This is a genomic window from Pseudomonas benzenivorans (genome assembly GCF_024397895.1).
Classification (GTDB): domain Bacteria; phylum Pseudomonadota; class Gammaproteobacteria; order Pseudomonadales; family Pseudomonadaceae; genus Aquipseudomonas; species Aquipseudomonas benzenivorans_A.
In genome coordinates this window covers 2,740,206-2,764,788 of the sequence record NZ_CP073346.1, presented here as the reverse complement: position 1 = coordinate 2,764,788, position 24,583 = coordinate 2,740,206, and the positions used below count along the sequence as shown (strand labels likewise).

Below are 24,583 nucleotides of genomic sequence, written 5' to 3'. Positions count from 1 at the left end.
AGGCGTCGCCGGCGGTCATGGAGTGGGATAAGAATACACCTATAAATATATTTATAAACTCTTATTTTACATTTACTAGCTTTTTTGCCTCGCCGAGCATCGCTTCTGTAGCTCGCCCCTCCTCAGCATGGATCCGCGATCACGCGCCTGCACGTTCGCCCAGCGCTCCGGGAGGTCGAATCGAAAGCAAGAAGCCAACACGGAGGGGGAGGCCGCACAAGGCAACGCACGCCGGGAGAACGCGCGCAGCGATTCGGCGTAACGCTTAGTCACGTCGATCGACAGGCGCGCAATCTAATGTCGGAGCGGCGCCGAGGCTGCCGTTGCCCACCCGCGAGCGAATCCAGAAAGCTGGAGAAGAATGGCGGAGCCGACTGAGCGGGAGGCCGGCTCCGCCAAGAGCGGCGCAATCTCACCGGCAGGCGTCGGCCAGGGGCGCGCCCCAGGTCTGCACAAACGCACATGAATTGCTGCCAAGCCGCTATGTGTCGATCCCAGCAGCTGCGAGGTCCGGCACAGGCCCGTCAGGCCAGCAGCTCCTGGGGAAGCGTAGCGACGAACGAAGCGAATCCCTGCACGCCCAGACCGGGGCTCAGGTGGCGGGCCATGGCGGCATAGGCGGCGGGGCCATCATGGTTCAAGATCGCCTTGACGACGTCCATGTGCTGCGCCCAGGAGGCCTGAAGGTGACCGATGGCGCCAAAGGCATGCTGTCGATAGGCGCCGGTACGCGCGCGAATCTGGAAGATGTGCTCGCGCAGGTAGGGGTTTCGAGAGCCGCGGTAGATAAGCTCGTGAAACTCCTGGTTCGCCGCCTTCCAGGCCTCGACATCGCTGGCTTCCACCACCGGTATAGCGGCGTCCAGCACTTCGGAAAGCTTGATCCGTTCATCCTCGGTCATGCGTTCACAGGCGAGCCGAGCGCTCAAGCCTTCCAGCTCCGCCAGCAGCTCCCAAAGGGCCAGCAACTGCTGCAGGTTCATCTTGGTCACTATCATTCCGCCACGCGGCTGACTGGTGAGCAGCCCCTGCGCCTGCAGCTGAAGCATGGCCTCGCGCAGCGGCGTCCGCGAGATCTTGTACCTGCGCATGAACTCGGCCTCATCGATGGCCGTTCCCGGAGGCAGATCTCCGGTACGAATGCCATCTTCGATCGCGAGCCTGATGCGTTCAGCTGCCTTCACTTGGGTGTCTCTCCTGGACTCGTGGCGGACCAAGGATATCTGGTCGGCTTATAAATATACCAACAACGGCAGCAGCTGAACCAGTTAGACCTGCGCCGTGGTCAGATCGAGAATGCGCCGGACGTCAGGGACGTTTTCAAGATCATCGAGCGTCGCCAGAAGCTCGTCCCGTTGCGCCGCCCCGATGTGAAACGGCGCCGAACGCAGGCAGGCGTCGAACTTTTCAACCTGTCGCTCACGAACGAACGGGCGATCCGGATGCCCGAGGACAGCCGGAACCTCGATTCGCAGGGTACGACCATCCCTCAGATCGACCTCGACGGACTGCGGGCCCAACGCGTTCTCGTCGGGTATGCCGTTGTCCAGAACCTCGACGCGCTGGGCCAGGGCCAATCGCGCGGGGTCGGCAAGGTTGTCCGCGTCGAAGTCTTCGATCCCCACGTGGCCGGTGATCAAGGCCGTGGCAACGCTGTAGCCCATGCAGAGCTTCGCATAGCCGACATTCATCCCCTGAACCGCCGGGCGCCCGACCAAACGCACGACCAGAGGCGGTACCAGCACCCGAACCCTTTCGACATCCGCCGCGCTGAAGCGATGCTGCGCCAGCAGCGTCATGACCCCGTCGATGCCGCCATGACAGGCACGCCCGGTTGGAAACGGCTTGTGACTCATTCGGGCGATCTGAAACTCACGCCCCAGACTCCCACTCACCCTGGCCCAGTTCGGCTGGCCGTCGAACAGGGCAAAGTAGCCGTATGGCCCTTCGAGAATATCCTTCGGCCCGACGAAGCCTGCCCGGGCGAGATCGAATGCGGTAGCCGCCGCGCGGGCATTCAACCCGACCTGCAAGGCGACGGTGGGCGTGCCTTCGATATGGGCTTGCATGGTTCCGGAAAGATGGCTGTACATGATGCCCAGGGCATTGTGGAGGGTGGCCCGGTCGAAGTTGGCCAGCTTGCTCAGGGCCGCAGTCGCGCCCAGTGCGCCGCACATCGCCGGTCGGAAGAAGCGCATCGGCGCCCCCTGGGCCATGCCGATAGAGGCCGCGACATCCACCCCCAGCACCAAGGCCAGGATCAGCTCCTTGCCGCTCGCCCCACCCCTGCGCTCGGCTTCAGCCAGCAGCGCGGGCAGGATCGACGCCAGGGTATGCACCACGGCGCGGTCATGAACGCAATCGAACTCCTGATTGTGGATCTGATAGGCATTGAGCATGACGGCAGAAGGAACCGGCAGTCGCTCCCCTGTGCCGAACACCCGGGCATCGGCCGCACCGCCCCAGGCCATGGCCACTTGCTTGACCATCGGGTTGCAAGGATGACGGGAGCCCGAAATGCCCACGGCGATGCTGTCCAAGATGAACACCTTGGCCGCCGCGATCGCGGCTTCTGGCAGGTCGTCATAGCCAGTCTCACTCACATGGTCCAGCAGCTCGGTTATTGCGCTCATTGGCAGCCTCGGAACTATTTATTCAAGAGATCAATACAGCTACGTATATTTACATAGCCTTTATATATACCACAGTATCCCTGACTGTCATGCCCCGCCATCGCCGCCGCGACCGGCGAATCTGATCCGGCGCAACTGCGGCCCCAGTCGCTTGCCGAGAACCCTAATGGCCTCGAAGCGTCATCCGGACGGCCGGCACCTCGACCATCGAAGGGCGCGTTCACCTCGCCCTCACGACGCCTTGCCGCCTGCCCGCTGCAACACCCTGCGGGCACGCCCCAGGACCGGCGCATCGACCATCTGGCCGTCGACCACGAACACCCCCTCGCCGCCGCTGTCCGCCGCCATCACGCGCTGCGCCCAGTCCAGCTCCTCGTTGCTGGGCATCAGCGCCTGGTGGACGACCGCAACCTGGCTCGGGTGAATGCACAGCAGGCCGCCGAAGCCCATGTCGCGGGCATCTCGTGTCGCCCGCTCGAGCCCGGCCTGATCCTGGATCGCCGGGAATACGCTGTCCAGCGGTGGGGCCAGGTTGGCTGTACGCGAATGCAGCAGGATCGAATAGCGTGCCTGGTCGAGGATTCGCTCGGCAGCGGCCGTGCCGCTGGCCAGCCCCAGGTCGAGGCCCAGGTCCAGGGCGCCGAACGACAAGCGTTCGACACGCGCGGCGCGCGCGATCTCGGCCAACTGCAGCAGACCCTCGGCGCTCTCGATGATCGGCCAGATCGACTTGTCGCTGGCCGCGGCCTGGGCGACCTGCTCGGCGTTTTCCACCTTGGGCAGCAACAGGCCGATCACCCCCGGATGGCGCTTGCACAGGGCGATGTCCGCCGCCTGCTCGGCATGGCCGGGGGCATTGATACGCACCAGCAGCCGGGCATCCGGACGGCTCGCCAGAAAGGCATCGAGGCTCGCGCGCGCCTCGGACTTCAAGCTTTCGTGTACCGCATCTTCGAGGTCGACGATGACCACGTCGGCGCCGCTGGCCAGCGCCTTGGGAATTCGCTCCGGCCGGGTGGCCGGTACGAACAGGGCGGAGCGAATCATTGATTTATGCATATCCATGGTGTGATCCCGTTGCCGCAGCAATGTGTTCGGTTAAAAGGGCGCGAGTCGGTTCGCGAATTTGCCGTCAGGCGCGGGTTGGGCGCCGCACCACCGCCGTGACTCGCCGAACGCCTGCGTCCGATCGAGGCTCGCAGCCACCGCGAAGCCCGTGGGTTGATGGTCGAGTGGGCGGTCCCTGCGCGTGGCGGCGGCGTGGCACCGTCGAACACGCGTTGCAGAGAACAACCCATCCACTCGACCAAACTCTTGAACAGCGACCTAACCGTTCAGCGCCCGTTGCCTAGGGGCCACACAGGGCAGGCCGCTCGGTTTGGCGCCCCGCTCCGGGAGCGCCCCTGGAGCGGGGCAGGGCTGTCGCGGAAAACGTGGTGCACAAGCGCCTCGGGGGATCAACCGCAATAGCCGACCAACCCGCCCAGCCGCTTAGACCAACGGGTCGACCGCGAGCGCCTCCCGCAGTCGCCAGGCGCGCTCGATCAGCGCACCGGCCTGGTCGGCGCCGACGGCCCCGGAGAACGCCACCAGGCGGCGGAACTTGTCCTCCAGCTCTTGGCGACTGAGGCTGTTTCCCGGGTCGCCCTTGGCGTCGTCGATAGCGCCCAGCAAGTGGCGACCGTCGACCGTGACGACCTCGACCCTGCCCAGCCAGCGCTTGGGATAGGCGCCGTCCACCTCGGCATCCAGCCGCATGCGCACCTTGCGCCCGAAGTCCACCACCCGCGGGTCGCTGTAGGCCTGCTGCGCGAACTCGGCGACGCCGGCCTGACCGTGCACGGCGACGAGTCCCAGCACCGCGCCCATGGAGAACTTGGCCTGGTAGGGGTTCTGCGGCGCCTCCCACTTGAGCAGGTCGATAGCGCCTTGATGGACGCGGGCTGTGACGGCGGCTATCTGCTCATGGCTCAGCCCCTCGCGCTGCATCAGGCTCAGCAGGGCGTCGGCCGCCGGATGGGTATGCCGGCAGGAGGCGTGGAACTTGAACGAGGTCTCGGCCAGGGTCCAGCGACTGCCCAGACCATCGACCAGGCAATCCGGGTCGGCGTCCCGGGACATGGCGACGGCCATGCCCTGCTCGCCCTCGAGAATATTCTGCGCAGCCGTCAGGCCTTCTGCGGTCAGGTAGGCGGCGAGCAGACCATCGGCAGCCGCCTTGGCAATGTGCAACTGCTTGGTGTCGGCGGCGTCACGCAGGAACTGCCAGAGACCGGAGGCCTGAGTGCCGGCGCTACCGAGCAGGTGAATGAACTGCCCCTGGTTGAACCCCAGCAGCTTGCCGACCGCCACCGCGGCGGCCAGGGTACCGACGGTGGCCGTGGTGTTGTAGATGCGGTAGTGCGAACGGCCGAGGAACTCGCCAATACGGATGCCCGCTTCGTAGCCGGCGACCGCGGCGAGAATCAGCTCCTTGCCCGACTTGCCGAGGTCCTGCGCCGCCGCGACCACGGCCGGAAACACCACAGCACCGGCATGCAGCACCGCGCCGTTGTGCACATCGTCCTGCTCGAGCATGTGCGAACTGGCGCCGTTGACCAGGGCCGCGAAGTACGCCGAACTGCGCTCGCCGTTGGCCAGGATCTGGCTTCGCCCATCGGCTGGCCCCATGAGCCGGGCATAGCGCTCGAACAGCGGAATCGGGTGCATGCCCTTGCTGGCCAGGGCGCAACCGAGCCAATCGAGGAACAACGCCTCGCAGCGCGAGATCACCGCTTCAGGCAGGTCGTCGTAACGCAGGGCCGAGAGGAAGCCGGCCAGGGTACGGGTGTTGTGGCTCATGCCCGGCGCCTCAGAACGAACGCGGCAGCTCGAGCAGGTGCTCGGCCACGTAGGACAGGATCAGGTTGGTGGAGATCGGCGCCACCTGGTACAGGCGGGTCTCGCGGAACTTGCGCTCGACATCGTATTCGCAGGCAAAGCCGAAGCCACCGTGGGTCTGCAGGCAGGCATTGGCGGCCTCCCAGGAGGCCTTGGCCGCTAGGTACTTGGCCATGTTGGCACTGGCCCCCGCGTTAAGCCCGGCGTCGTATTCCTCGCAGGCACGCCAGCGCATCAGGTCGGCCGCCTCGATCTCGATATGCGCCTCGGCGATGGGAAACTGCACGCCCTGGTTCTGACCGATCGGCCGACCGAACACCACCCGGTCGCGGGCATACTGGCTGGCCTTGTCGATGAACCAGCGGCCATCGCCGATGCATTCGGCGGCGATCAAAGTGCGCTCGGCATTGAGGCCGTCGAGGATGTAGCGGAAACCCTTGCCCTCCTCGCCGATCAGGCTGTCGGCCGGCAGTTCCAGGTTGTCGAAGAACAGCTCGTTGGTCTCGTGGTTGACCATGTTGGCAATCGGCTGCACGGTCATGCCGTTGCCGATGGCCTCGCGCAGGTCGACCAGAAAGATCGACATGCCCTCGGACTTGCGCTTCACCTCGGCCAGCGGCGTGGTACGCGCCAGCAGGATCATCAGGTCGGAATGCTGGATGCGCGAGATCCACACCTTCTGCCCGTTGATCACGTACTTGTCGCCGCGCTTCACCGCGGTGGTCTTGATCTTGGTGGTGTCGGTGCCGGTGGTCGGCTCCGTCACGCCCATGGACTGCAGGCGCAACTCGCCGGCGGCGATCTTCGGCAGGTAGTAACGCTTCTGCGCTTCACTGCCGTGACGCAGCAGGGTGAACATGTTGTACATCTGCCCGTGCACGGTGCCGGAGTTGCCGCCGCAGCGGTTGACCTCCTCGAGAATCACCGAAGCCTCCGCCAGGCCCAGGCCCGAGCCGCCGTACTCGGTAGGAATCATCGCCGCCAGCCAGCCCGCCTGGGTCAGCGCGTCGACGAAGGCTTCGGGAAAGCCCTTCTCCTCGTCGACCTTGCGCCAGTAGGCCGCATCGAATTCGGCACAGAGGGCACGCACGCCCTCGCGGATCGCATTCAGTTCTTCGTTTTGGTTGGGGTTCATCACGTGGCTCTCAAGTCGGTGCAGGAGTGGCTCCTGCCTGCGATGGATGTTGCGCGGACGGATGCCGCGCCTACCGGAAATCAGTCGAAGTGCACCTCGCCGCGCTGGGCCAGGCCGTCCTGGTCGCCGGCCCACAGTTCGGCACTGTTGGTGTCCACCCGGCGTCCGCCGACCTCGAACGGCTGCGGCGCAATCAGAGGCCGCAGACCGCGAAAGGCGAAGCGACGCAGGCGCGCCTCGGGATTGGCGCGACAGAAGGCACGCAGGTTCAGGGTGGCGGTCAGCGGCCCCTGAACCACCAGCCCGGGGTAACCTTCGGCCTCGGTGGCGTAGGGCCAGTCGTAGTGGATGCGATGAGCGTTGAAGGTGACCGCGGAGTAGCGGAACAGCAGGGTCGCACTGGGCGTCACCGCCTCCTGCCAGTCACCTGGCATCAGCGGCTCGCCGCTGCCGCGCTTCGGCGGCGTCGGCTCGCGGTAGACGATATCCTGCTCCTCGCGAATCGCCAGATGGCCGTCCTGCAGGTAGTCGTGGCGCAGCGTGACGAACAGCAGGGCGCCGGTGCGCCCGCGCTTCTCGTCGATGTGGATGATGGTCGAGACTTTTCTCGCCTCGAGGCCGACCCTGAGCGGGGCGATGAACTCGACCCGGCTGCCGGCCCACATGCGATTGCGGTTGTCCGCCGGCGGCAGGAAGCCACCACGTGCCGGATGGCCATCCTCGCCGAGGCCGGCCTCTTCGACCGGCTCCTGAAAGAACGCCCAGTGCCACAGCGGCGGCAGCGGTTCGCCAAGCGCGGGCGCCGGCTCGCTGAGGGTCGCGGCGAGGCGCTTGACCAGGTTGAGGCTGAGTTGATCGTGGGCCTCTTCGGCGCGGCCGATCCAGGCGGAGAAAGCGGGGTCACTCATGGCGTTAGGTTCCGATCACATGCTGATGTGCAGGCTGTCGTGCGCACCGCGCCGATCAAGCCTATGCCCTTAACTTGGCAACATTTTTGTGTGGCCTCGGCGAGCCCGTCCAACTAATAAATGCGTACGCCGGAGATAGAAAAATCCTGTGGCCCCGACGCCAGGCCGCGTCGCCACGGGCCTGGCGCAGCGGAAAGGGCTATGCGGACGACAGGCGCTGGGCACCGCTGGCGGCCCAGGCGATGGACCGACTTCCGACTCTCGAGGCATGGGAAGAAGCGCGGGTGAGGGTTCAGGTTGCACGGGGGAAGGCGTCGCTGCCCGGGGCCTCAGGTCGCAAGGGGCGACGCCAGCGGGAGCAGGACGCACCGGCCTTGCGCCGGTGTCAGAGGGGTACGCGCGACAGGGCCTGGAGCAGGCCGGAACTCAGGGGGTCTCCTGATCCGGGTCTGGCACCAGGATGGAAATCATCCCTTCGCCCATCTGCGCACCGTATTCGCAGAGCGCCTCACAGGCGAGCGCGACCATGTCCTCGTTCAGCTCGAGGCCCGGCCCGGTGTGCCAGGTCGCCACCAGGCCAAGCGGCGGCGGCTGCGGCAGGTCGTCGAGGGTCGCCAGCACGCCGCGGCGCAAATCCTCGCAGACCACCGCACCCGGCAGCAGGCCGACGCCGAAGCCGGTGCGAATCAGGTGGGTGATGGCCGCCACGGAACTCACGCAACTGACCCGCGGCGCGCTGACGTTCGCCGCATGCAGCAGGCTGAGCGTATCGAGGTGCGGCCGGGAGTTCTTCGAGAAGGTGATGATGCGCTCCTTGCTCAGTTCGGCGATCGATGCATAGCCGCGGTGATACAGCGAATCGGCCGGCACTATCCAGTGCACGGGAAAGTTCGCCAGCTCCAGGTTGCGCACGCTGTCGCTGCGGACCATGTCGATCTGGAAGCTGACATCCAGATAGCCCTTCTGCAGCTGATCGCTGAGGTTGCGCGTGGTGTCGACCGTCAGTTCGATCTCCAGTGTCGGATAGCGCTCCATGACCTTGGCGATAAACGAACTCAGCCAGCTGTTGATGACCACATCGATGGCGCCGATGCGGATGCTGCGCTGGACGTTGCCACTGTCGCCGATCGACTGCTTGAGCTCCTGCGTGGTGTTGATCATGTGTTCGGCGTATTCGAGCACCTTCTGTCCGGCCGGCGTCAGCGATACGCCCTTGGAATCCCGCAGAAACAACCGGGTACCCAGCTCGTCTTCCAGCGCGGCGATTCGACTGGAAACAGATGCCTGGGTGGTGAACATCTTTTCTGCGGTCAGGCGAAAGCTCTTCAGGCGAGCCACCCACACCAGGGTTTCGAGAAATTTCAGGTTCACAGCCGTATCGAACCTCTCAGTGATTCAGGCCAGTCGAAAATGCAGGGCTAGCCGATCATACACCGGGGAAGTAGACAGACCTACGCGCCTGTGCCGGGGCGTGGGCCATAGCGTTTTCTTATCGGGGGGGGCTGTTTTTTATCGTTAGACGATCGCGCCGTCCCCTTCCAAGAATGCGCGAGGGAACGGGCAAGCCCACAAAAACAACAGGCATAGAAAATGCGCCTTGCCAAACAGTGGTGAACCACCGCCGCGCGTTTTTGCTTCCAGGAGTACCCCGCATGACACCTCGCAATCGCATGGCTGCACTGCTGATCCTCAGCAGCGGCCTTCCCGGACTGGCCAACGCCGACTTCATCAGCGACAGCAAAGGCAGCCTCGAGCTGCGCAATTTCTATTTCAATCGCGACTTCCGCCAGGACAACTCCCGCGACAAGGCCGAGGAATGGGCGCAAGGTTTTATCCTGCGCATGGAGTCCGGCTATACCGAAGGCACGGTTGGTTTCGGTATCGATGCCATCGGCATGCTCGGGCTTAAGCTCGATTCCGGCGATGGCACCGCCGGCAGCGGACTGCTGCCGGCCGATGGCTCAGGCGGCTCGCAGGATGAATATTCAAAGCTGGGCCTGACCGGCAAGATCAAGTACTCCAACAGCACGCTGAAGCTGGGTGACCTGCATGTACGCAACCCGGTAGTCCAGGCCTCCGATGCGCGGCTGCTGCCAGGCTTGTTCCAGGGCGGCCTGCTGAATGTCCAGGAAATCGAGAATCTGTCCCTGCAGGGCGGCCAACTCAACCGTATCAAGGCACTCAACTCCAGCGACTACACGGAGATGAGCGTAAGGCGCATTGGCGGCAGCAGTGAATCCTTCACCTTCGCCGGCGCGGATTACAAGCTGACCCCTGAACTCACCGCCAGCCTCCACTACGGGCAACTGGAAGATATCTATTCGCAGTACGTCGCAGGCCTGACCTACCTACGCCCCCTGGGTGAAGGGCAATCCTTAAAGGCCGACTTGCGTTACGCCAAGAGCCAGGACGACGGCAACTTCCGCGACCTCGACAACCGGGCCTTCGGCGCCATGTTCACCTACACCCTGGGCGGCCACTCCTTCGGGGCAGGCTACCAGCGCATGAACGGTGATGACCCCTACCCGTCTATCGCCGGCACCGATGCCTATCTCGTCAACTCCGTGCAGATCAGCGACTTCGGCAACACCAACGAGCGCTCCTGGCAGGCACGCTATGACTACAACTTCGCCGCGATCGGCATCCCCGGCCTGACCTTCATGAGCCGCTACCTGTCCGGTGACAATATTCGAGTCGGCGCAAGCAACAGCGGCAAGGAATGGGAGCGCAACACCGACATCGGCTATGTGATTCAGGACGGCCCGCTGAAGAACCTCGGTATCAAGCTGCGCAACTCGACCTTGCGCACCACCTTTGGCGATGACATCAACGAAGCCCGTTTGATCATGAGCTACACCCTGCCGCTCTGGTAAGGCACACCACGACCGGCGGCGACTGCGCCGCCGGTCCTTCCAATCATTCTGCCGACAGCCAATGGAACTGAAGATTCGGCGCTCGCTCTCCCCTAAAGCCCGCCGACTCTTCAGCCCCAGGCGCCCGTACTCGTGCGGTGAGGAGTTAGCATGCACCTCTTCCTATCCTGGAAACAGAAGTTCCACATCCTGATCGCCATCGCCCTGGCGAGCCTGGCCCTGATGGCCGCCTCGTCATTCTGGGCCAGCCAGCAATTGAGCGACTCGTTTCGCGCTCGAGAAACGGCCACCAGCTATGCCAGTGCTTCTTTCGCCCTGATGAACAGCTGGCTCAGGCAGAGCGCCATGCGCAAAGCGCTTACGGCTGACAGCGCCACCGACTTCGAGCAGCGACTGGCCGGCCTGGAGCAACTGGCGGAGCAGCTGCTGGTTCAGGCCCAAGGCCTGGGGCAGACCAGCATTACCCGGAGCGCCCAGGAAGTCCGGGAGCTCATCAACAGGGAAACCGGCCTGCACAAAAACTGGTTGGCGTTGCGCCAGCAACTGGGACTGAGTCCTGCGGACGGTCTGCGTCAGGAGCTGTCAGCCAGCACCGAGACGCTGGAGGAGGTCAGCATCGGTCTGATCCAGTCCTTCGTCGCTTCAGCCTCGAGCGGCCAGCGCAACTACCTCGCGACATCGGACCGCACCTACGCAGGCAAGACCGAGGCGGCCATTGAAAAAATGCAGGCCAAGATCCAGGAGCTGAACTGGCAGGACAACCAGATCGGTCAGGCGGTCAGCCGATTCGCCCAGACGTTTGCCCAGGCCCGCAGCCTCATCCAGCAGATTGGCGAACTCGAAGCGCAGCTCGACCAGCTGGGACAGCAGATTGAACAGCATATCGATGAGCAGAACAGCATGCTCAAGGATGGACTGCTGGCCAGTACGGCAAGACAGGCACAGGAAGCGCGCAGCTCTTCCAGCCTGATGATGGGCATCACCTTCACCGGCGTAGCCCTGTTCCTGCTGATCACCCTGAGCCAGGCCTCGCGGACCCTGCTGAGCCAGCTGAGCACGGTGACCCAGCTGCTTACCCGGGTCGCCTCCGGCGACCTCACCGGTCGCATGCCGGTAGGCCGCAACCCGAAGGATGAGTTCAACCAGCTGGGCGAGGCGACCAACCGGATGATCCACGGCATTGGCCAGATCGTCGGCCACGTCGTCGACACCAATCAGCAACTGGGTCAATTGCACAGCTACCTGAACGACGCCATGCGCCATCTCGGCGAGAACAGTACCCAGGTGGAAATGCAGACCGAGCAGACCGCCTCGGCGTCCCAGCAAATCTCGGCGACCATCAATGAGATGGCGCAGCGCACCTCGGACGTCGGCACGGCCACTCATTCGGCTTACGATTCCGCGCGCAAGGGCACCGCGATCATCGGCGCCAGCGTCGAAAACATGGGCCGTCTGTCGAAGCTGATCCAGGCGACCCACGCACAGGTCGAACAGCTCAATCACTCCAGTGGCAAGGTGGCGGGCATCATCGATGTGATCAACAGCCTGGCCGACCAGACCAACCTGCTCGCGCTGAATGCGGCGATCGAGGCGGCCCGCGCGGGGGACGCCGGCCGCGGCTTCTCGGTGGTGGCCGACGAGGTGCGCACGCTTGCCCAGAAGACCGTTTCGGCCACCACCGATATCGCTCGTATCGTCGCCGACTTCAAACAGCAGACCAGGAGCATGGACGAGCTGATGACCGATGGTCTGGCCCTGGCGGCGGAGAGTGAACAGCACGCCGGCCAGGTCGCCGAGTCCATAGGGGAGATCTCCGGCTCGATGGAACAGCTCACCGCCGAAATGAACCAGGTGGTGGTCGCCATCGAGGAAATCTCCTGCACCACCGAGGAGATTGCCGACAAGATGGAGGAAATCAACATGCACGTAGGTGGGACCAAGGACCTGCGCCTGACACTGGACCAGCACACCCAGGGCCTGTCGGCACAGGTGGAAGCCTTGAGCCGCAGCGCGCGGCAATTCCGCATCGTCTGAGCTCAGCCGGCGCTCATGGCATCGGCCTCTGAGCGCCTCAGCCGTAGGTACGGCGCCTGCATCGTTCGCCCCAGAGCCGGGCAACGCCTCCCCGCCAAACAGTAGCTTCTGCCCAAGACCTGACTTGCCGTACCGCGCGGCGAGTCAGGCCTTGGGAGAACGCTGAAACCTCTGTTCTCCACAGAATCACCGACCTGTACTGCACTCTTCAAGGACGGGCTTTTTCAGACCACCCTTTGGCGCAAGCCGGGCAATCGGCATCGCTTCGCGGTGATCTACCAGCCCGCTAGATGCCAGTCGAACGCCTCCCCCTCCTAGCACCTGGACAAGCAAAGAAGTCTTAGGTCAGCCGCCCAGTAACAGCGCCCCGGGAGCGAAGCGGCGCATCTCACCGACCTCAGCCTCGGCGGCTAGGTTTGCCTGGATCAACTGGGCGATCTGGTCGGTCGCCAGCGGTCGACTGAAAAGATAGCCCTGGCCGTAGCCACAGCCATGAGCGCGCAGGAACACCAGCTGCTCCGGCGTTTCTATGCCCTCGGCCAGCACCTCGAGACCCAGACTCCGGCCCAGGCTGATGACACTGCGGGCAATGGCCGCGGAGCGCGGCTTGCTGAGCGCATCCTGGACGAAACTGCGATCGAGCTTGAGCTTGCTGACCGGGAAGCGCTGCAGGTAGATCAGCGAGCAATAGCCCGTGCCGAAGTCGTCGACCGCCAGGCCGACACCCAGTTCGCGCAATGCCTGGGTCGCGGCAATCGCCAGGTCCACGTTGCGCATCAGCTGGGTTTCGGTCAGCTCCAGCTCCAGCAGCTCGGCCGGAAAGCCTGAGGCCTCCAGCGTCGCGCCGACCCGCTGGGCGAGGTCCGCTTGCTGGAACTGCAGCGCGGACAGGTTCACCGCCATCTTCAGCAGCGGCAGGCCCTGCTGGTGCCAGGCGATAGCCTGGGCGCACGCGGCCCGGATCACCCACTCGCCGATAGGCAGGATCAGCCCGCTCTCTTCGGCCAGGGGAATGAACTCGTCGGGGCCCAGCAGGCCACGGGTCGGGTGCTGCCAGCGCAGCAGGGCTTCGACGCCGAAGATCTGGCCCGTGGCGAGGCGAACCAGGGGCTGGTAATGCAGGACCAGCTGCCCGCGCTCGAGGGCAAAGTGCAGGTCGCGGCTCAACTCCAGCCGCGCCACGCTGCCAACGTTCATCTCTGCCTGGTAGGCGTGGATGCTGTTGCGCCCATTCGCCTTGGAGCTGTACATGGCGGCATCGGCATTGAGCAGCAGCAGTTCCGCCTCCTCGCCATGCTCGGGATACAGGCTGATGCCGATACTGCCGGTGACCAGCAGCTCCTGCCCGGCGAGCAGGAAAGGCGTGCGCAGTTGCGTCGCGACCCGGTTGGCGACGCCGTCGAGCACATCGTTGTCGTCGCCGATGTTCTCGATCAACAGGACGAACTCGTCACCGCTGATGCGCGCCACGGTGTCGTCCTCCCGCACGCAGGCGCCGAGTCGCTCGGCCAACGTTTTCAGCAGTTCGTCGCCGGCAGCATGACCGAGGCTGTCGTTCACCGCCTTGAAGCGGTCCAGGTCGAGGAACATCACGGCGAAACGCCCGCCTGCGCGACGGGCACGGCGGATAGCCTGGGACAGCCGGTCCTGCAGCAGCGCCCGGTTGGGCAATGCGGTCAGAGGGTCATGGGCGGCCAGGTGTGCGAGCTTGTGCGACTCCGCCTCGAGGGTCTTGGCGAGGATCCTCGACCGTCGCAACTGCAGGAAGAACATCAGCAGCAGGATCACGCCGCTGACCGCCGGCGCGGCGATCACCCAGTCGTTTCGGGTGTGGTCAAGGTGCTTGATAATCTGCTCGTTGCGCAATTGCGCGTTCATCATGTACTGCTTGGTCAACTCCAGGAACCGGACCCGCGGCGTGCGCAGCAATGACTGGACGTAGGCATAGGCGGGGTCATACCGGTCGGGCTTGAGGTTGGCGATCAGCGGCTCGATCGAGTCGAGCATGACCGCGAGACTGTCGACCGCTGCCCGCACCTCGGCAGACTCCGACAACTCGCGATTCGCCTCGCCGTCATAGAACACCGGCAGGCGGCTGACCAGCAGTTCATAGTCCAACTGCACGCTCTCCAGGTTGACCCCATAGATCGGATCATCCATCGCGTAGTGGCGCAGGCTGCGCATCAGCCGCTCGACGTCCTCGTAGGTCTTGAACAGGGTGTGCGTATGGTGAGCAATGCGCAAGCCGGCGAGGTTGTTGGCCTGGCCCAGGTCGCGATAGGAGAGGTAGAGCGACGTCAGGAAGACCACCAGGGCCAGCACCAGACGCCACATCCCGCTTTGCTGCCACCAGTGCCTGAGCATGGGGCGCCGTTCGCCGGCCACTATTCGACGACCAACCGGCGCAGTTGCCAGACCATCTTCTGGTCGGTTTCCAGGCCTATCAGCTCGGGGTGGTCATCCTGGGGGAAGATGATCCACAGCGGTCCCTTGTCGCGGATGGTCATGTACTCGCCATTGCGTTTGTAGGCGATGATTACCGGATAGTCGGTCAGGTCCTTCACGCTCATGCGGACTTCGTAATCGTTGAGCGCCCGCGCCCGCACGGTCGAACCCGACTTCTCGAGCGCCGCCAGCAACTGACTGGCGCGCACGCCGGTGAAGCGCTGCAGCCCGTCGGTCCAGGAGGTGTGGGTGAGCAGATACCTACTGTCCATGGCCTCGAGCGCGGCCAGGTCGTAGTCGACCGAGGTTCCGCCGGGGTCGGTTACCGTCAGCACGATATTGTCCCGGGCGATCGAGACCTGAGTGACGACAGCGAGAAACAGGGCCAGGAGAACATGCAGCACTGTATGCACACTTAGATTTATCACGATCACTCCGCTTTCGATACTGTCATCTGTTCTGTGAGTCGGACGGTGTCGTGGAGGCCATGTTTACCTTGGCCAGCCACAAACCACCAAGGGTCAGCAACATCCACCGTAGTCACCTTTAAATAGCACGGCGTTAACCATTTCCGCCGGGCACAAGACCGTCGCCTTGAAAGTAATCAAAGGGCAGGGAGCGGGCCAGTAGTTGGTTTTCAGCATGCGTTATATTGTCGGCAATAATCGAAGTCTGACCACACTGCTTGAGCACAGTTATCCGCTCATGAACCAGGGCCAATAGTTCCACCTGGCGACTTAGACCATAGAGCCGTTCAAGCCGGCAAACAGGCACCCTTATATAATCAAATAAATCCGGATCTATATTGATGTCAACGCCACCCTGGAGCGGATTGTAGTTATCCAGCGCCAGTTCGACTCCATGCTCTTTCATTGCATAGATATGCTTGATTATCTTAATTCTGCATTCCGGGCTGGCGTCTGGATCCGGCGGGTCATCCATGGTGACCACCAGCCTCTGCCCATACTGACTCAGGGTTTCGCCCCCCTGAATCAACTCTTCGTGCAACGCCTGGTCCGCCAAATCGGCCTGGGCAATACAGACGAATCGCCGCGTGACGTCACTCTGTGACTGCAGCACAGGGTCGTTTCGCAAGAAGGCCGTCAACTGGATATGCATCTGCATCTCGCTATAGATGCAGGCTAACTTGCTCGGGGACAGCCGACCAACGCCAGGCTCCATGACGATCCTGATCTCGCTGCCGAACGGCTGGCCGTCGCGCGTCAGGATTAACTGATGGCGCAGATAAAAGCCCGTATCAGCGAGAGGCTGGAGATATTCGGGCGCACCCATATTTCCTTCTCCCTATTAACCCATTAACCCGGGTTAGAACAGCCCCTGTCGAACAGGGGCTTGCCCCTCCCGCACAAGCAGCCGATTCACTGTTCCGGCAAGGGAATAAAGCGGACAGAACGCTCCATGAACATGGCAACTTCGTCATGGCAACAATAAGTTCCCGAACGGCGCCAAGGCCGCTAGACCCTCCGCATCGACAATAGAAGCTGAGCTATATGGAGCCAGTAACGCCACGCGCCACCGACTCTTCGGCTGCTGGCTAGGTTGATCGGATAACGTTGCAGGCGATAAGGCAGCGCTGACAAAGTGGCTGCCGGTTTTCGCTGGAGTTGTCAGCTCGAGCATCGCAACTCCTCATGGACTGTGCACCGCATCACGATAAAGCTTGCCACCGCGGTAAGGTCAAGTAGTGCCAATAGCCACCTACTCGCGCGCTGACGATCCAGCCAACAACGCCTGTATGACCCACCCTCGGTGATCGCCACCCGTGCCGTCCTTATCCGGCACCTGCCCGCCATCGCCGCCCTCTGTTCTCACGCACAGCGCACCGCCTGCCGACACTTGGCCGAGCAGTGGCACACGGGCCACCGCTCGGCACCCAAGGCGCGCTAGTTGGAAAATGCCGATGGCATCCACAGGGCCAGGCCCGGGAATGCCGCGAGCAAGGCCACCATCAGGAAGAGCGCGACGACAAAGGGCATGCCGCCGAGAAATACCGCCTGCATCGAGCCGCTTTTGCGCAGACTTTGCACGACGAACAAGTTGAGCCCCACCGGCGGGGTGATCAGTGCGGTTTCGACCAGGACGATGATCACCACACCCAGCCAGATCGGGTCGAAGCCAAGTGCGATCATGATCGGCGCGACGATCGGAATGGTGGTGATCATCATCGACAGGGTTTCCATGAAGCAGCCCAGGACGACATAGAAGACCACCACCACCAGCAACATCAGCATGGGCGACAGGTTGAGCCCGACGATACTATCGGTTATGGCATTGGTCAGCCCGGTCGCCGACATGACGAAGTTCAGAAACGCCGCGCCGATGACGATGATCATGATCATCGCACTGGCCCGCATCGTGCCCTCCACCACCTCACGCAGCATCTTGATGCTCAGGGTCCGGAAGCAGGCGGCCAGTACCAGGGCGCCGACCACGCCCAGGGCGGCGGCTTCGGTTGGCGTGGCGATGCCGGCGTAGATCGAGCCCACGACCAGCAGGAAGATACCCAGCGGCGGCGCCAGATCAACCAACTTGGCGAGGCGCTCCGACCAGCTCGCCTGGATCCGTTGCCCGCCCCATTTCGGTTTGACGATGCAGCACACGATGATCATCAGCATGAACATTGCGGCCATCAACAGGCCCGGCACGATGCCCGCCAGATACAGTTTGGGCACCGAGGTGTTGGTCAGCACGCCATAGATCACCAGATTGATGGACGGCGGAATCAGAATGCCCAGGGTGCCGCCGGCGGCGATGCTGCCGAGAAACAGCGGCTCGTTGTAGCCATAGCGCTTGATCTGCGGCAACGCGACCGTGCCCACGGTGGCGGCCGTCGCCACGCTGGAACCGGACGTGGCGGAAAACAGCGTCGAGGCGCCGATATTGGCGTGCATCAAGCCACCCGGCAGCCAGGACAGCCACAGGCTCATGGCGCTGTACATGCGCTCGGCAAAGCCGGCACGCAACAGGATTTCGCCGAGCATGATGAACAGTGGAATGGCCACCAGCAGAAATTCGGTGCTGGAACTCCAGGTCAGCTCGCCGATGGCCCGAGTGAGCGGCAGCATGGAGTAGAGCGGGTCGAGAATCAGGCCCAGCACGCCCAGGGCGGCGGCAATGGGAATGCTCAGACCGATCAGCGTGAGCAGAACAATCAGTGCGACAGAAATCATACGGTTACTCCCCGAACATTGCGCTCGCCCATGGCAACTTCAGTCGCCGCCTCTTCCTTCGCCGACTTGACTCCGCACAACTGTTTGACGGCTTCGACGTCACCGGTGATCAGTGCAATCGATGCCCGCAAGAGCATCAGGGCCAGGACCACCGAAAACCAGACCAGGCCCGCCAACCAGAGACCCTGGGGCAGCCACAACGGCGTCGCCAACGGGGTATTGGCCGCGGAGCTCTGCACCCAGGAACTCATGACGACGTCGTAGGCGTAGTAGGTGAGGAAGACGGAAAATACGCCGAGCGCGACCAGCGCCAGCCAGTCCACCAGTGCGCTGATACGCACCGGCAAGTATTGATAGAGCACGTCCACGCGAACGTTGGCACGCTCCAATGCGGTAAACGCCAGGGCCCAGCTGCTGCTGATGGCGAACGCATAGCCTGACAATTCGTCGGCGCCACCGACGGTAATACTGAACAGTCGGCGCAGACTGACATCGTAGGTAATCAGAAATACGCTGGCGATCGTCAAGCCGCCGCCAAAGTACACGGCGGCACGCGACAGCATGGTTGCCTTCGATATCAGGAGCGAGATAAAGGCTAAATTACGGGAGAGCATGGCAGTATCCGAGGGCTGAACGCCCCGTATTTAGTTGAGCGAGGCTTCACTGAGGAAGCCTCGCGGCACGGCTTTACTGGGACTTACTTGTTGGCAGCGAGATTCAGCGTCTTACCCACGGTGGCATTGAAGTCGGCCACGCACTGGTCAGAGCAGCGCGCTGCCCACTTGCTCAATACACCTTCACGAATATCCAGCAGCAACTGGCGGTCCGCCTCGCTTGGCTGTACCAGGGTCATGGTGCCCTTGTCCGGGTACGGGCAGCTCGCGGCGCCGGTATTGCAGTCGTAGCCTTCTTGAGTCTGACGTGCGGCGGCACTCCAGATGTTGTCGACCAGGTTGGTGATGCGGCCTTCCAGGAAGGTTTGAACCTTTGGATCGAGCTTGTCCCAGGCCTTCTGGTTGACCGCGTGGATCTGCTGGTTCCAGTTGATCGGCAGGGCATACAGGTGGGTGGATACTTCGTACCACTTCGCCGAGTAGCCCGACAGCGAACCGGTGATGGCGCAATCGACAAGGTTGTTCTGCAGGGCCGGCACCACTTCACCAAAGGACATGGTTACGCTGGTGCCACCCAGCGCCTCGATGAAGTCCGCCTGAGTGCGACTGCTGGTGCGCACCCGCTTGCCCTTGATATCGGCCAGTCCCTGAATATCGGCATTACAGAACAGCACCTGGCCCGGGTAGGTCGAGATGCCCAGCAACTTGATGCCGGAATCGCCGCTGTAGTGCTTGGCGTAGACGGGGGCAAAGGCATCCGTCACGGCGCGAGCGGTATCGGCATCCGGTGACAAGCCAGCCAGGTCGATGGCTTCGTTGATCGGGTTGTCACTGGCGAAGTAGGCGAGCGTGGCCGTACCGAACTCGATCACGCCTTGCGACATCAGGCGCATCATTTCCGGACCTTTCAGGCCCATCTCGTTATAGCCCTTGATGTCGGCGCTGATCTGGCCATTGGAGACCGCTGGAATTTCGTTGCTCCAGAACGGCTTCTCGAAGTCGGCGTAGGCGGTGAGGCTGCTCACGCCGCCGACCACCTGCAACTTGGTTTTGGGAAGGTCCTCTGCACTTGCAGAACCGATGATCATTGTACTGACGAGTGCAGCAATTATTGTTTTCATATTCAGTCCTATCCGGTGAGTAGGGGTCAGGCCAGCGCAGCGAGTCCCACCTCCCTCGAAGCGCCCATCTGTTTAGCTCTGGTGGTAATCAAACCTTCTCGATAACAACGGCATGCTCTGAGTCTGAATCCGGATAAACCCTCTGCAGTGCCTGGCGAATACTTCGAGCATCCGCAGGTTCAGGCTTGCAGCGGCATCGCTGTCTATAAAAAGCCCTGCGCCGATGTCGTTCGAACCTTGCTCTGGCTTACCCGGGTTAGTGGGTCGGCCTGGGACGACACCTGCCCATCTCGCTGCTCGGAGATGCCCGTGCAGCTGGCTTTTGTGCATTCTTGTGCCGAGGACTTGGCGCGTCCAACTAATAAAAACAAACGCGGGAGATAGGAAAATCCTGTTCCTGGCGGAGGCTGGCCGGCTTACTCGCGCCGGAGTCCAGAGGCGCAGGCGGTCCATCGCCGAGGGCGTCATAAAGCAAAAGGCCCAGGTAAAAACCTGGGCCTTTGCTCATTCAGCGGCAGGGTCAGCGGAGCGCCCTAGGCATCCGCGGCGTGACGTGGCAACCCTATGGAGATCAGTGCCGCCAACAGTACGAAGGCAGAAGAGACCCACAGGCAGGCCGGCAGGCCATGGGCCTGGTAGACCCAGCCGGAGAGCAGGGTGCCGAGCAGGCGGCCGAGGGCGTTGGACATGTAGTAGAAGCCGACGTCCAGCGACACCCCGTCCTCGCGCGCGTAGCAGACGATCAGGTAGCTGTGCAGCGAGGAGTTGACCGCGAACAGCGCGCCGAACAGCAGCAGGCCGCCGAGCAGGACCGTCTGCGCCGGCCAGCCGCTGCCCAGGCCCAAGGCGATGGCGGCCGGCAGCCCGGCCAGGGCCAGGGCCCAGGAGAAGGCAGCGCGGCCGTCCGGAACCTGCCCGCGGCGCTTGCCGGTGATGGCCGGGGCCAGCGACTGGATCAGCCCATAGCCGATGATCCACAGGGCGAGAAAACCGCCGACCTGCCAGAAGTCCCAACCGAAGGTGGTCGCCAGGTACACCGGCAGGGCCACCACGAACCACACGTCGCGGGCGCCAAAGAGGAACAGCCGCGCCGCCGAGAGGCTGTTGATCGCCCGACTCTTGGAGAGGATGTCGCGGAATTTCGGCTTGGCCTTGGCCTTGCCCAGGTCCTTCTTCAGCAGCATGAGACTGCCGAGCCAGATCACGGCCAGCATCGCCGCCATGGCGAGCACCGCGCCGGTGAAGCCCAATAGGGCCAGCAAGGCGCCGCCGAGAAAGAAGCCCACGCCCTTCAGCGCATTCTTCGAGCCGGTGAGGATCGCCACCCAGCGGTACAGGGTGCCCTGCTGGCTGTCGGGCACCAGGAGTTTGATCGAACTCTTGGCGCTCATCTTGTTGAGGTCCTTGGCGATGCCCGACAGCGCCTGGGCGCCCATCACCCAGGGAAGGGTCAGCCAGGCGGCCGGCACGGTGAGCATGAGCAGCGCGACAACCTGTATCCCGAGGCCGATGTTCATGGTGCGATTCAGGCCCAGGCGCGCGCCCAGGTATCCGCCCACCAGATTGGTGACGACGCCGAAGATCTCGTAGAACAGGAACAGCGCGGCGATCTGCAGCGGCGTGTAGCCCAAGGCATGGAAGTGCAGCACCACCAGCATGCGCAGGGCGCCGTCGGTGAGGGTGAAGGCCCAGTAGTTACCGGTCACCAGCAGGTACTGGCGAAGCTCGGGGGCCAGGCGGGACAAGGCATGCATGGATGAACCCAGGAATCAGAGGTAGTGGGGGAACTCGCGCAACGACTTTCCACGCGAGTCAGGGCGGGAAAGGCCCGGGGCCATTTCCCGCCCCGAGGGGTCAACCGGCCAGGCCGACCAGCCGCGCCAGCTCGGCGGTGCGGTTGGCGTAGCCCCACTCGTTGTCGTACCAGGCGTAGAGCTTCACCTGGGTGCCGTTGACCACCAGGGTCGACAGGGCGTCGATGATCGAGGAGCGCGGATCGGTGCGGTAGTCGATGGACACCAGGGGCCGCTCCTCATAACCGAGGATGCCCTTCATCTCGTTGTCGGCAGCCGCCTTGAGCAGCTGGTTGACCTCCTCCACCGTGGTGGCGCGCTCGACCTCGAACACGCAGTCGGTCAGCGAGGCGTTGGCCAGGGGCACGCGCACGGCGTGGCCGTTGAGCTTGCCGCGCAGCTCCGGGAAGATCTCGGCGATGGCGGTGGCCGAACCGGTGCTGGTGGGGATCAGGCTCATGCCGCTGGCGCGGGCGCGGCGCAGGTCCTTGTGCGGCTGATCGAGGATGCTCTGGGTATTGGTCAGGTCGTGGATGGTGGTGATCGAGCCGTGGCGGATGCCCAGGTGCTGGTGGATCACCTTGACCACCGGGGCCAGGCAGTTGGTGGTGCAGGAGGCGGCGGTGACGATGCGGTGCACGGCCGGGTCGAACAGGTCCTGGTTGACCCCCATGACCACGTTCAGCGCGCCGGCTTCCTTCACCGGCGCGCTGACCACCACGCGCTTTACGCCTTGATCCAGGTAGGCCTGGAGTACGGCGACCGTCTTCATCTTGCCGCTGGCCTCGATCACCAGGTCGCAGCCCGACCAGTCGGTGTCGGCGATGGCCTTGTTGGCGCTGACCGCGATGCGCTTGCCGCCGATCAGGATGGCGTCGCCGTCGCTGCTCGCCTCGTGCTGCCAGCGGCCATGCACCGAGTCGAAGTTCAGCAGGTGCGCATGGGTGGCGGCGTCGCCGGCCGGGTCGTTGATCTGCACGAACTCCAGCTCCGGCCAGTCCCAGGCGGCGCGCAGGGCCAAACGGCCGATGCGGCCGAAGCCGTTGATGCCTACTTTGATGCTCATGGGGGTGCTCCTGAATGGTATGCCTAGGGATCTAGCAGCATGCGGCGAGGCGCTGAGGACGCTCACCCATACATGCAAGGCGTTGCGTGGGGGCGTCCAGCCACTGCTGGCTGGACGCCAGGGTGCTGCGCAGCACGGTCAGCACCCAGTCCGGCAGGTCAGGGTGCAGCCGGTAGTACACCCACTGGCCCTGGCGTCGGTCGGCCAGCAGCCCGCCGGTGCGCAGCTGCGCCAGGTGACGGGAGATCTTCGGCTGGCTCTCGTCCAGGGCGCAGGTCAGCTCGCAGACGCACAGCTCCTGCTCGCGGGCGATCAGCAGCATCAGGCGGACGCGGGTGTCGTCGGCCAGGCTTTTGAATACGGCGGTCGGGGTCAGCGGTTCGGCCATGGCGGGCTCGCACGGGTCGGGCGTAAGTTAAGCGGCAGCATATATGATTTTCCGAATATATGGAATTCGGCATATAACCGCGGCCGGCCTTGCCGGCAACGGGGGCTACCTAGCCGTCCCGTCGCCACGCTCCATGGCTCACTGGCAGCCTGAGCGCCGGACCTCCGCCCCCGCGTCAGCTGTCGTAGCCGGCTCAGTGCAACAGCTCGGCGCGCAACACCGAGGGTTGGCGACGCGGTCGCAGCAGTCGGCCTCGCGCAGCTGGGTGCTGCATACGCCGGTCTCCGGCAGGACCAGCTCGACCCGGCCAGCGGCCTCCCAGTCGCCGGCCAGGGCCGCCGCCACGGAGCGCACCTGCTCGTAGCCGGTCATCAGCAGGAAGGTCGGTGCGCGGCCATAGCTCTTCATGCCCACCACGTACACATTGCCTTCGGGATGTGCGAGCTGCAGCGCACCGTGGGGGCGGACGGTGCCGCAGCTGTGCTCGTTGGGATCGATCAGGGGCGCCAGTTGCACGGGGCTCTGGGTCGCGGGGTCGAGCGCCAGGCGCAATTCGCCCAGCAGGGAGAGGTCGGGCCGGAAACCGGTCGCCACGATGACCTCGTCCACGCTCGGCAGAACCTGCTCCCCCGAGCCGAGCCGCAGGCCCTCAGCGGATTCGACAATGCGATCGACGGCCACGTTCTGCAGCAGTTCGATGGCCCCCTCGCGCAGCAACTCGCCGATCCGCTGCCCCAGCTGTCCGCGTGCCTGCAGCTGGTCGTTCGCGCCGCCGCCGAGGATGCGCGCCAGCGATGTCCCGCGAATGGCCCAGAAGATCCGCGTGGATGGCGCCTGCTGCGCCAGCTGCACCAGGTCCTGCAGGACATTGAACGCGGAATGGCCGCTGCCCACCACCAGCACGCGTCGATTGGCGTAGCGCTGCCTGGCCTCGTGCAGCACCGCGGGGATGCCGTAGGCAATTCGCTCGGCCAGCGCGTTCTCACCCAGGGCGGGAATGCCGTGGCCACCCAGGCAGTTCGGCGTTCGGTAGGTGCCGGATGCATCGATCAGCGCACTGGCCAGCACGTCCCGCTCGCCTTCCGGCCCGACCACGCGCAGCAGGAACGGCGCGGCTTCGCGCCCCTGGGTCTTCATCACGTCGCGACCGGCGCGACTCACCGCGACGACCCGCGTATTGAAATGCACATGGGGCTTGAGCCCAGGCACTTCGGCGAGTGGACGCAGATAGTGATCCAGCAGCTCACGGCCGCTCGGATAGGCCTCTGCAGGCGGCAAGCGCCAACCCTCGGCGGCCAACAACCTGACCGCCTCGCTGTCCACGTTGAACTGCCAGGGCGAGAACATGCGCACGTGGGCCCGGCGCTCGATGCTGGCGCCCGGCCCGGCTCCGGCCTCCAGGACCAGAGGTCTCAGCCCTCTGGCGAGCAGGTGGGCGGCGGCGGCCAGGCCAACGGGGCCCGCACCGATCACGGCAATAGGGAGCTTGGTGTCCATGGCTG

The 24,583-nt window shown here is 63.8% G+C and carries 19 protein-coding genes; 2 read left to right on the top strand and 17 right to left on the bottom strand.

The window, feature by feature from the left end:
* Nucleotides 1-524: 524 nt before the first annotated feature.
* From KDW96_RS12915 to KDW96_RS12885, 7 genes are all read right to left on the bottom strand, one after another.
* Nucleotides 525-1,217, bottom strand: a complete 693-nt coding sequence (locus KDW96_RS12915) for a GntR family transcriptional regulator (protein WP_255836659.1) — start codon at nt 1,215-1,217, stop codon at nt 525-527.
* A 51-nt stretch (nt 1,218-1,268) separates the two neighbouring features.
* Nucleotides 1,269-2,633 (bottom strand): MmgE/PrpD family protein, encoded by a 1,365-nt coding sequence (locus KDW96_RS12910; protein ID WP_255836658.1) that lies wholly within the window; start codon nt 2,631-2,633, stop codon nt 1,269-1,271.
* Between the two features lie 231 nt (nt 2,634-2,864).
* Nucleotides 2,865-3,692, bottom strand: a complete 828-nt coding sequence (locus KDW96_RS12905; protein WP_255840521.1) for an HpcH/HpaI aldolase/citrate lyase family protein — start codon at nt 3,690-3,692, stop codon at nt 2,865-2,867.
* Between the two features lie 432 nt (nt 3,693-4,124).
* Nucleotides 4,125-5,474, bottom strand: a complete 1,350-nt coding sequence (locus KDW96_RS12900) for an MmgE/PrpD family protein (RefSeq protein WP_255836657.1) — start codon at nt 5,472-5,474, stop codon at nt 4,125-4,127.
* A gap of 10 nt (nt 5,475-5,484) precedes the next feature.
* Nucleotides 5,485-6,648 (bottom strand): acyl-CoA dehydrogenase family protein, encoded by a 1,164-nt coding sequence (locus KDW96_RS12895; RefSeq protein ID WP_255836656.1) that lies wholly within the window; start codon nt 6,646-6,648, stop codon nt 5,485-5,487.
* A gap of 80 nt (nt 6,649-6,728) precedes the next feature.
* Complete coding sequence (locus tag KDW96_RS12890; protein ID WP_255836655.1) at nt 6,729-7,556, bottom strand: HTD2 family dehydratase; 828 nt, start codon at nt 7,554-7,556, stop codon at nt 6,729-6,731.
* Nucleotides 7,557-7,982: 426 nt separating this feature from the next.
* A complete protein-coding gene (locus KDW96_RS12885; RefSeq protein ID WP_255836654.1) occupies nt 7,983-8,927 on the bottom strand; it encodes a LysR family transcriptional regulator in 945 nt (314 codons plus the stop codon).
* Nucleotides 8,928-9,208: 281 nt separating this feature from the next.
* Between KDW96_RS12885 and KDW96_RS12880 the strand changes: the two genes are divergently transcribed.
* Entirely contained in the window at nt 9,209-10,429 is a 1,221-nt protein-coding gene (locus tag KDW96_RS12880; RefSeq protein WP_255836653.1) for an OprD family porin, read from the top strand.
* Nucleotides 10,430-10,579: 150 nt separating this feature from the next.
* Nucleotides 10,580-12,463, top strand: a complete 1,884-nt coding sequence (locus tag KDW96_RS12875; protein WP_255836652.1) for a methyl-accepting chemotaxis protein — start codon at nt 10,580-10,582, stop codon at nt 12,461-12,463.
* A 345-nt stretch (nt 12,464-12,808) separates the two neighbouring features.
* Here the strand turns inward: KDW96_RS12875 and KDW96_RS12870 are convergent, their stop codons facing one another.
* The 10 genes from KDW96_RS12870 to KDW96_RS12825 form a co-directional block, all read right to left on the bottom strand.
* The gene (locus KDW96_RS12870) at nt 12,809-14,797 is read right to left on the bottom strand and encodes a putative bifunctional diguanylate cyclase/phosphodiesterase (protein WP_255836651.1); all 1,989 of its coding nucleotides are present in this window, start codon (nt 14,795-14,797) and stop codon (nt 12,809-12,811) included.
* 50 nt (nt 14,798-14,847) lie between these two features.
* Nucleotides 14,848-15,312 (bottom strand): putative pterin-binding protein, encoded by a 465-nt coding sequence (locus KDW96_RS12865; RefSeq protein ID WP_255836650.1) that lies wholly within the window; start codon nt 15,310-15,312, stop codon nt 14,848-14,850.
* A gap of 157 nt (nt 15,313-15,469) precedes the next feature.
* Nucleotides 15,470-16,201 (bottom strand): hypothetical protein, encoded by a 732-nt coding sequence (locus KDW96_RS12860; protein WP_255836649.1) that lies wholly within the window; start codon nt 16,199-16,201, stop codon nt 15,470-15,472.
* A 611-nt stretch (nt 16,202-16,812) separates the two neighbouring features.
* The gene (locus tag KDW96_RS12855; RefSeq protein ID WP_255836648.1) at nt 16,813-18,099 is read right to left on the bottom strand and encodes a TRAP transporter large permease; all 1,287 of its coding nucleotides are present in this window, start codon (nt 18,097-18,099) and stop codon (nt 16,813-16,815) included.
* Nucleotides 18,096-18,713 carry a TRAP transporter small permease subunit gene (locus KDW96_RS12850; protein ID WP_255836647.1) on the bottom strand — a complete coding sequence of 206 codons (618 nt, stop codon included), beginning with the start codon at nt 18,711-18,713 and terminating at the stop codon, nt 18,096-18,098. The genes KDW96_RS12855 and KDW96_RS12850 overlap by 4 nt, the downstream gene beginning before the upstream one ends.
* Before the next feature lie 83 nt (nt 18,714-18,796).
* Nucleotides 18,797-19,738, bottom strand: coding sequence for a TRAP transporter substrate-binding protein (locus tag KDW96_RS12845; RefSeq protein WP_255836646.1), 942 nt, complete (start codon nt 19,736-19,738; stop codon nt 18,797-18,799).
* A 629-nt stretch (nt 19,739-20,367) separates the two neighbouring features.
* Nucleotides 20,368-21,588: an organoarsenical effux MFS transporter ArsJ gene (gene arsJ, locus KDW96_RS12840; protein ID WP_255836645.1), complete on the bottom strand. Its 1,221-nt coding sequence runs from the start codon at nt 21,586-21,588 to the stop codon at nt 20,368-20,370.
* Nucleotides 21,589-21,688: 100 nt separating this feature from the next.
* Nucleotides 21,689-22,693, bottom strand: a complete 1,005-nt coding sequence (locus KDW96_RS12835) for an ArsJ-associated glyceraldehyde-3-phosphate dehydrogenase (protein WP_255836644.1) — start codon at nt 22,691-22,693, stop codon at nt 21,689-21,691.
* Between the two features lie 31 nt (nt 22,694-22,724).
* Nucleotides 22,725-23,081, bottom strand: coding sequence for a metalloregulator ArsR/SmtB family transcription factor (locus KDW96_RS12830; RefSeq protein WP_255836643.1), 357 nt, complete (start codon nt 23,079-23,081; stop codon nt 22,725-22,727).
* 138 nt (nt 23,082-23,219) lie between these two features.
* The gene (locus tag KDW96_RS12825; RefSeq protein ID WP_255836642.1) at nt 23,220-24,578 is read right to left on the bottom strand and encodes an NAD(P)-binding domain-containing protein; all 1,359 of its coding nucleotides are present in this window, start codon (nt 24,576-24,578) and stop codon (nt 23,220-23,222) included.
* Between the last annotated feature and the right edge of the window lie 5 nt (nt 24,579-24,583).

Bases quoted from the DNA above. Each gene is read 5' to 3' on its own strand.
- KDW96_RS12905 (WP_255840521.1), bottom strand. From the start codon at position 3,692: ATGCATAAATCAATGATTCGCTCCGCCCTGTTCGTACCGGCCACCCGG.
- KDW96_RS12910 (WP_255836658.1), bottom strand. From the start codon at position 2,633: ATGAGCGCAATAACCGAGCTGCTGGACCATGTGAGTGAGACTGGCTAT.
- KDW96_RS12860 (WP_255836649.1), bottom strand. From the start codon at position 16,201: ATGGGTGCGCCCGAATATCTCCAGCCTCTCGCTGATACGGGCTTTTAT.
- KDW96_RS12890 (WP_255836655.1), bottom strand. From the start codon at position 7,556: ATGAGTGACCCCGCTTTCTCCGCCTGGATCGGCCGCGCCGAAGAGGCC.
- KDW96_RS12875 (WP_255836652.1), top strand. From the start codon at position 10,580: ATGCACCTCTTCCTATCCTGGAAACAGAAGTTCCACATCCTGATCGCC.
- KDW96_RS12835 (WP_255836644.1), bottom strand. From the start codon at position 22,693: ATGAGCATCAAAGTAGGCATCAACGGCTTCGGCCGCATCGGCCGTTTG.
- KDW96_RS12830 (WP_255836643.1), bottom strand. From the start codon at position 23,081: ATGGCCGAACCGCTGACCCCGACCGCCGTATTCAAAAGCCTGGCCGAC.
- KDW96_RS12855 (WP_255836648.1), bottom strand. From the start codon at position 18,099: ATGATTTCTGTCGCACTGATTGTTCTGCTCACGCTGATCGGTCTGAGC.
- KDW96_RS12825 (WP_255836642.1), bottom strand. From the start codon at position 24,578: ATGGACACCAAGCTCCCTATTGCCGTGATCGGTGCGGGCCCCGTTGGC.
- KDW96_RS12900 (WP_255836657.1), bottom strand. From the start codon at position 5,474: ATGAGCCACAACACCCGTACCCTGGCCGGCTTCCTCTCGGCCCTGCGT.
- KDW96_RS12870 (WP_255836651.1), bottom strand. From the start codon at position 14,797: ATGTGGCGTCTGGTGCTGGCCCTGGTGGTCTTCCTGACGTCGCTCTAC.
- KDW96_RS12850 (WP_255836647.1), bottom strand. From the start codon at position 18,713: ATGCTCTCCCGTAATTTAGCCTTTATCTCGCTCCTGATATCGAAGGCA.
- KDW96_RS12880 (WP_255836653.1), top strand. From the start codon at position 9,209: ATGACACCTCGCAATCGCATGGCTGCACTGCTGATCCTCAGCAGCGGC.
- KDW96_RS12895 (WP_255836656.1), bottom strand. From the start codon at position 6,648: ATGAACCCCAACCAAAACGAAGAACTGAATGCGATCCGCGAGGGCGTG.
- arsJ (WP_255836645.1), bottom strand. From the start codon at position 21,588: ATGCATGCCTTGTCCCGCCTGGCCCCCGAGCTTCGCCAGTACCTGCTG.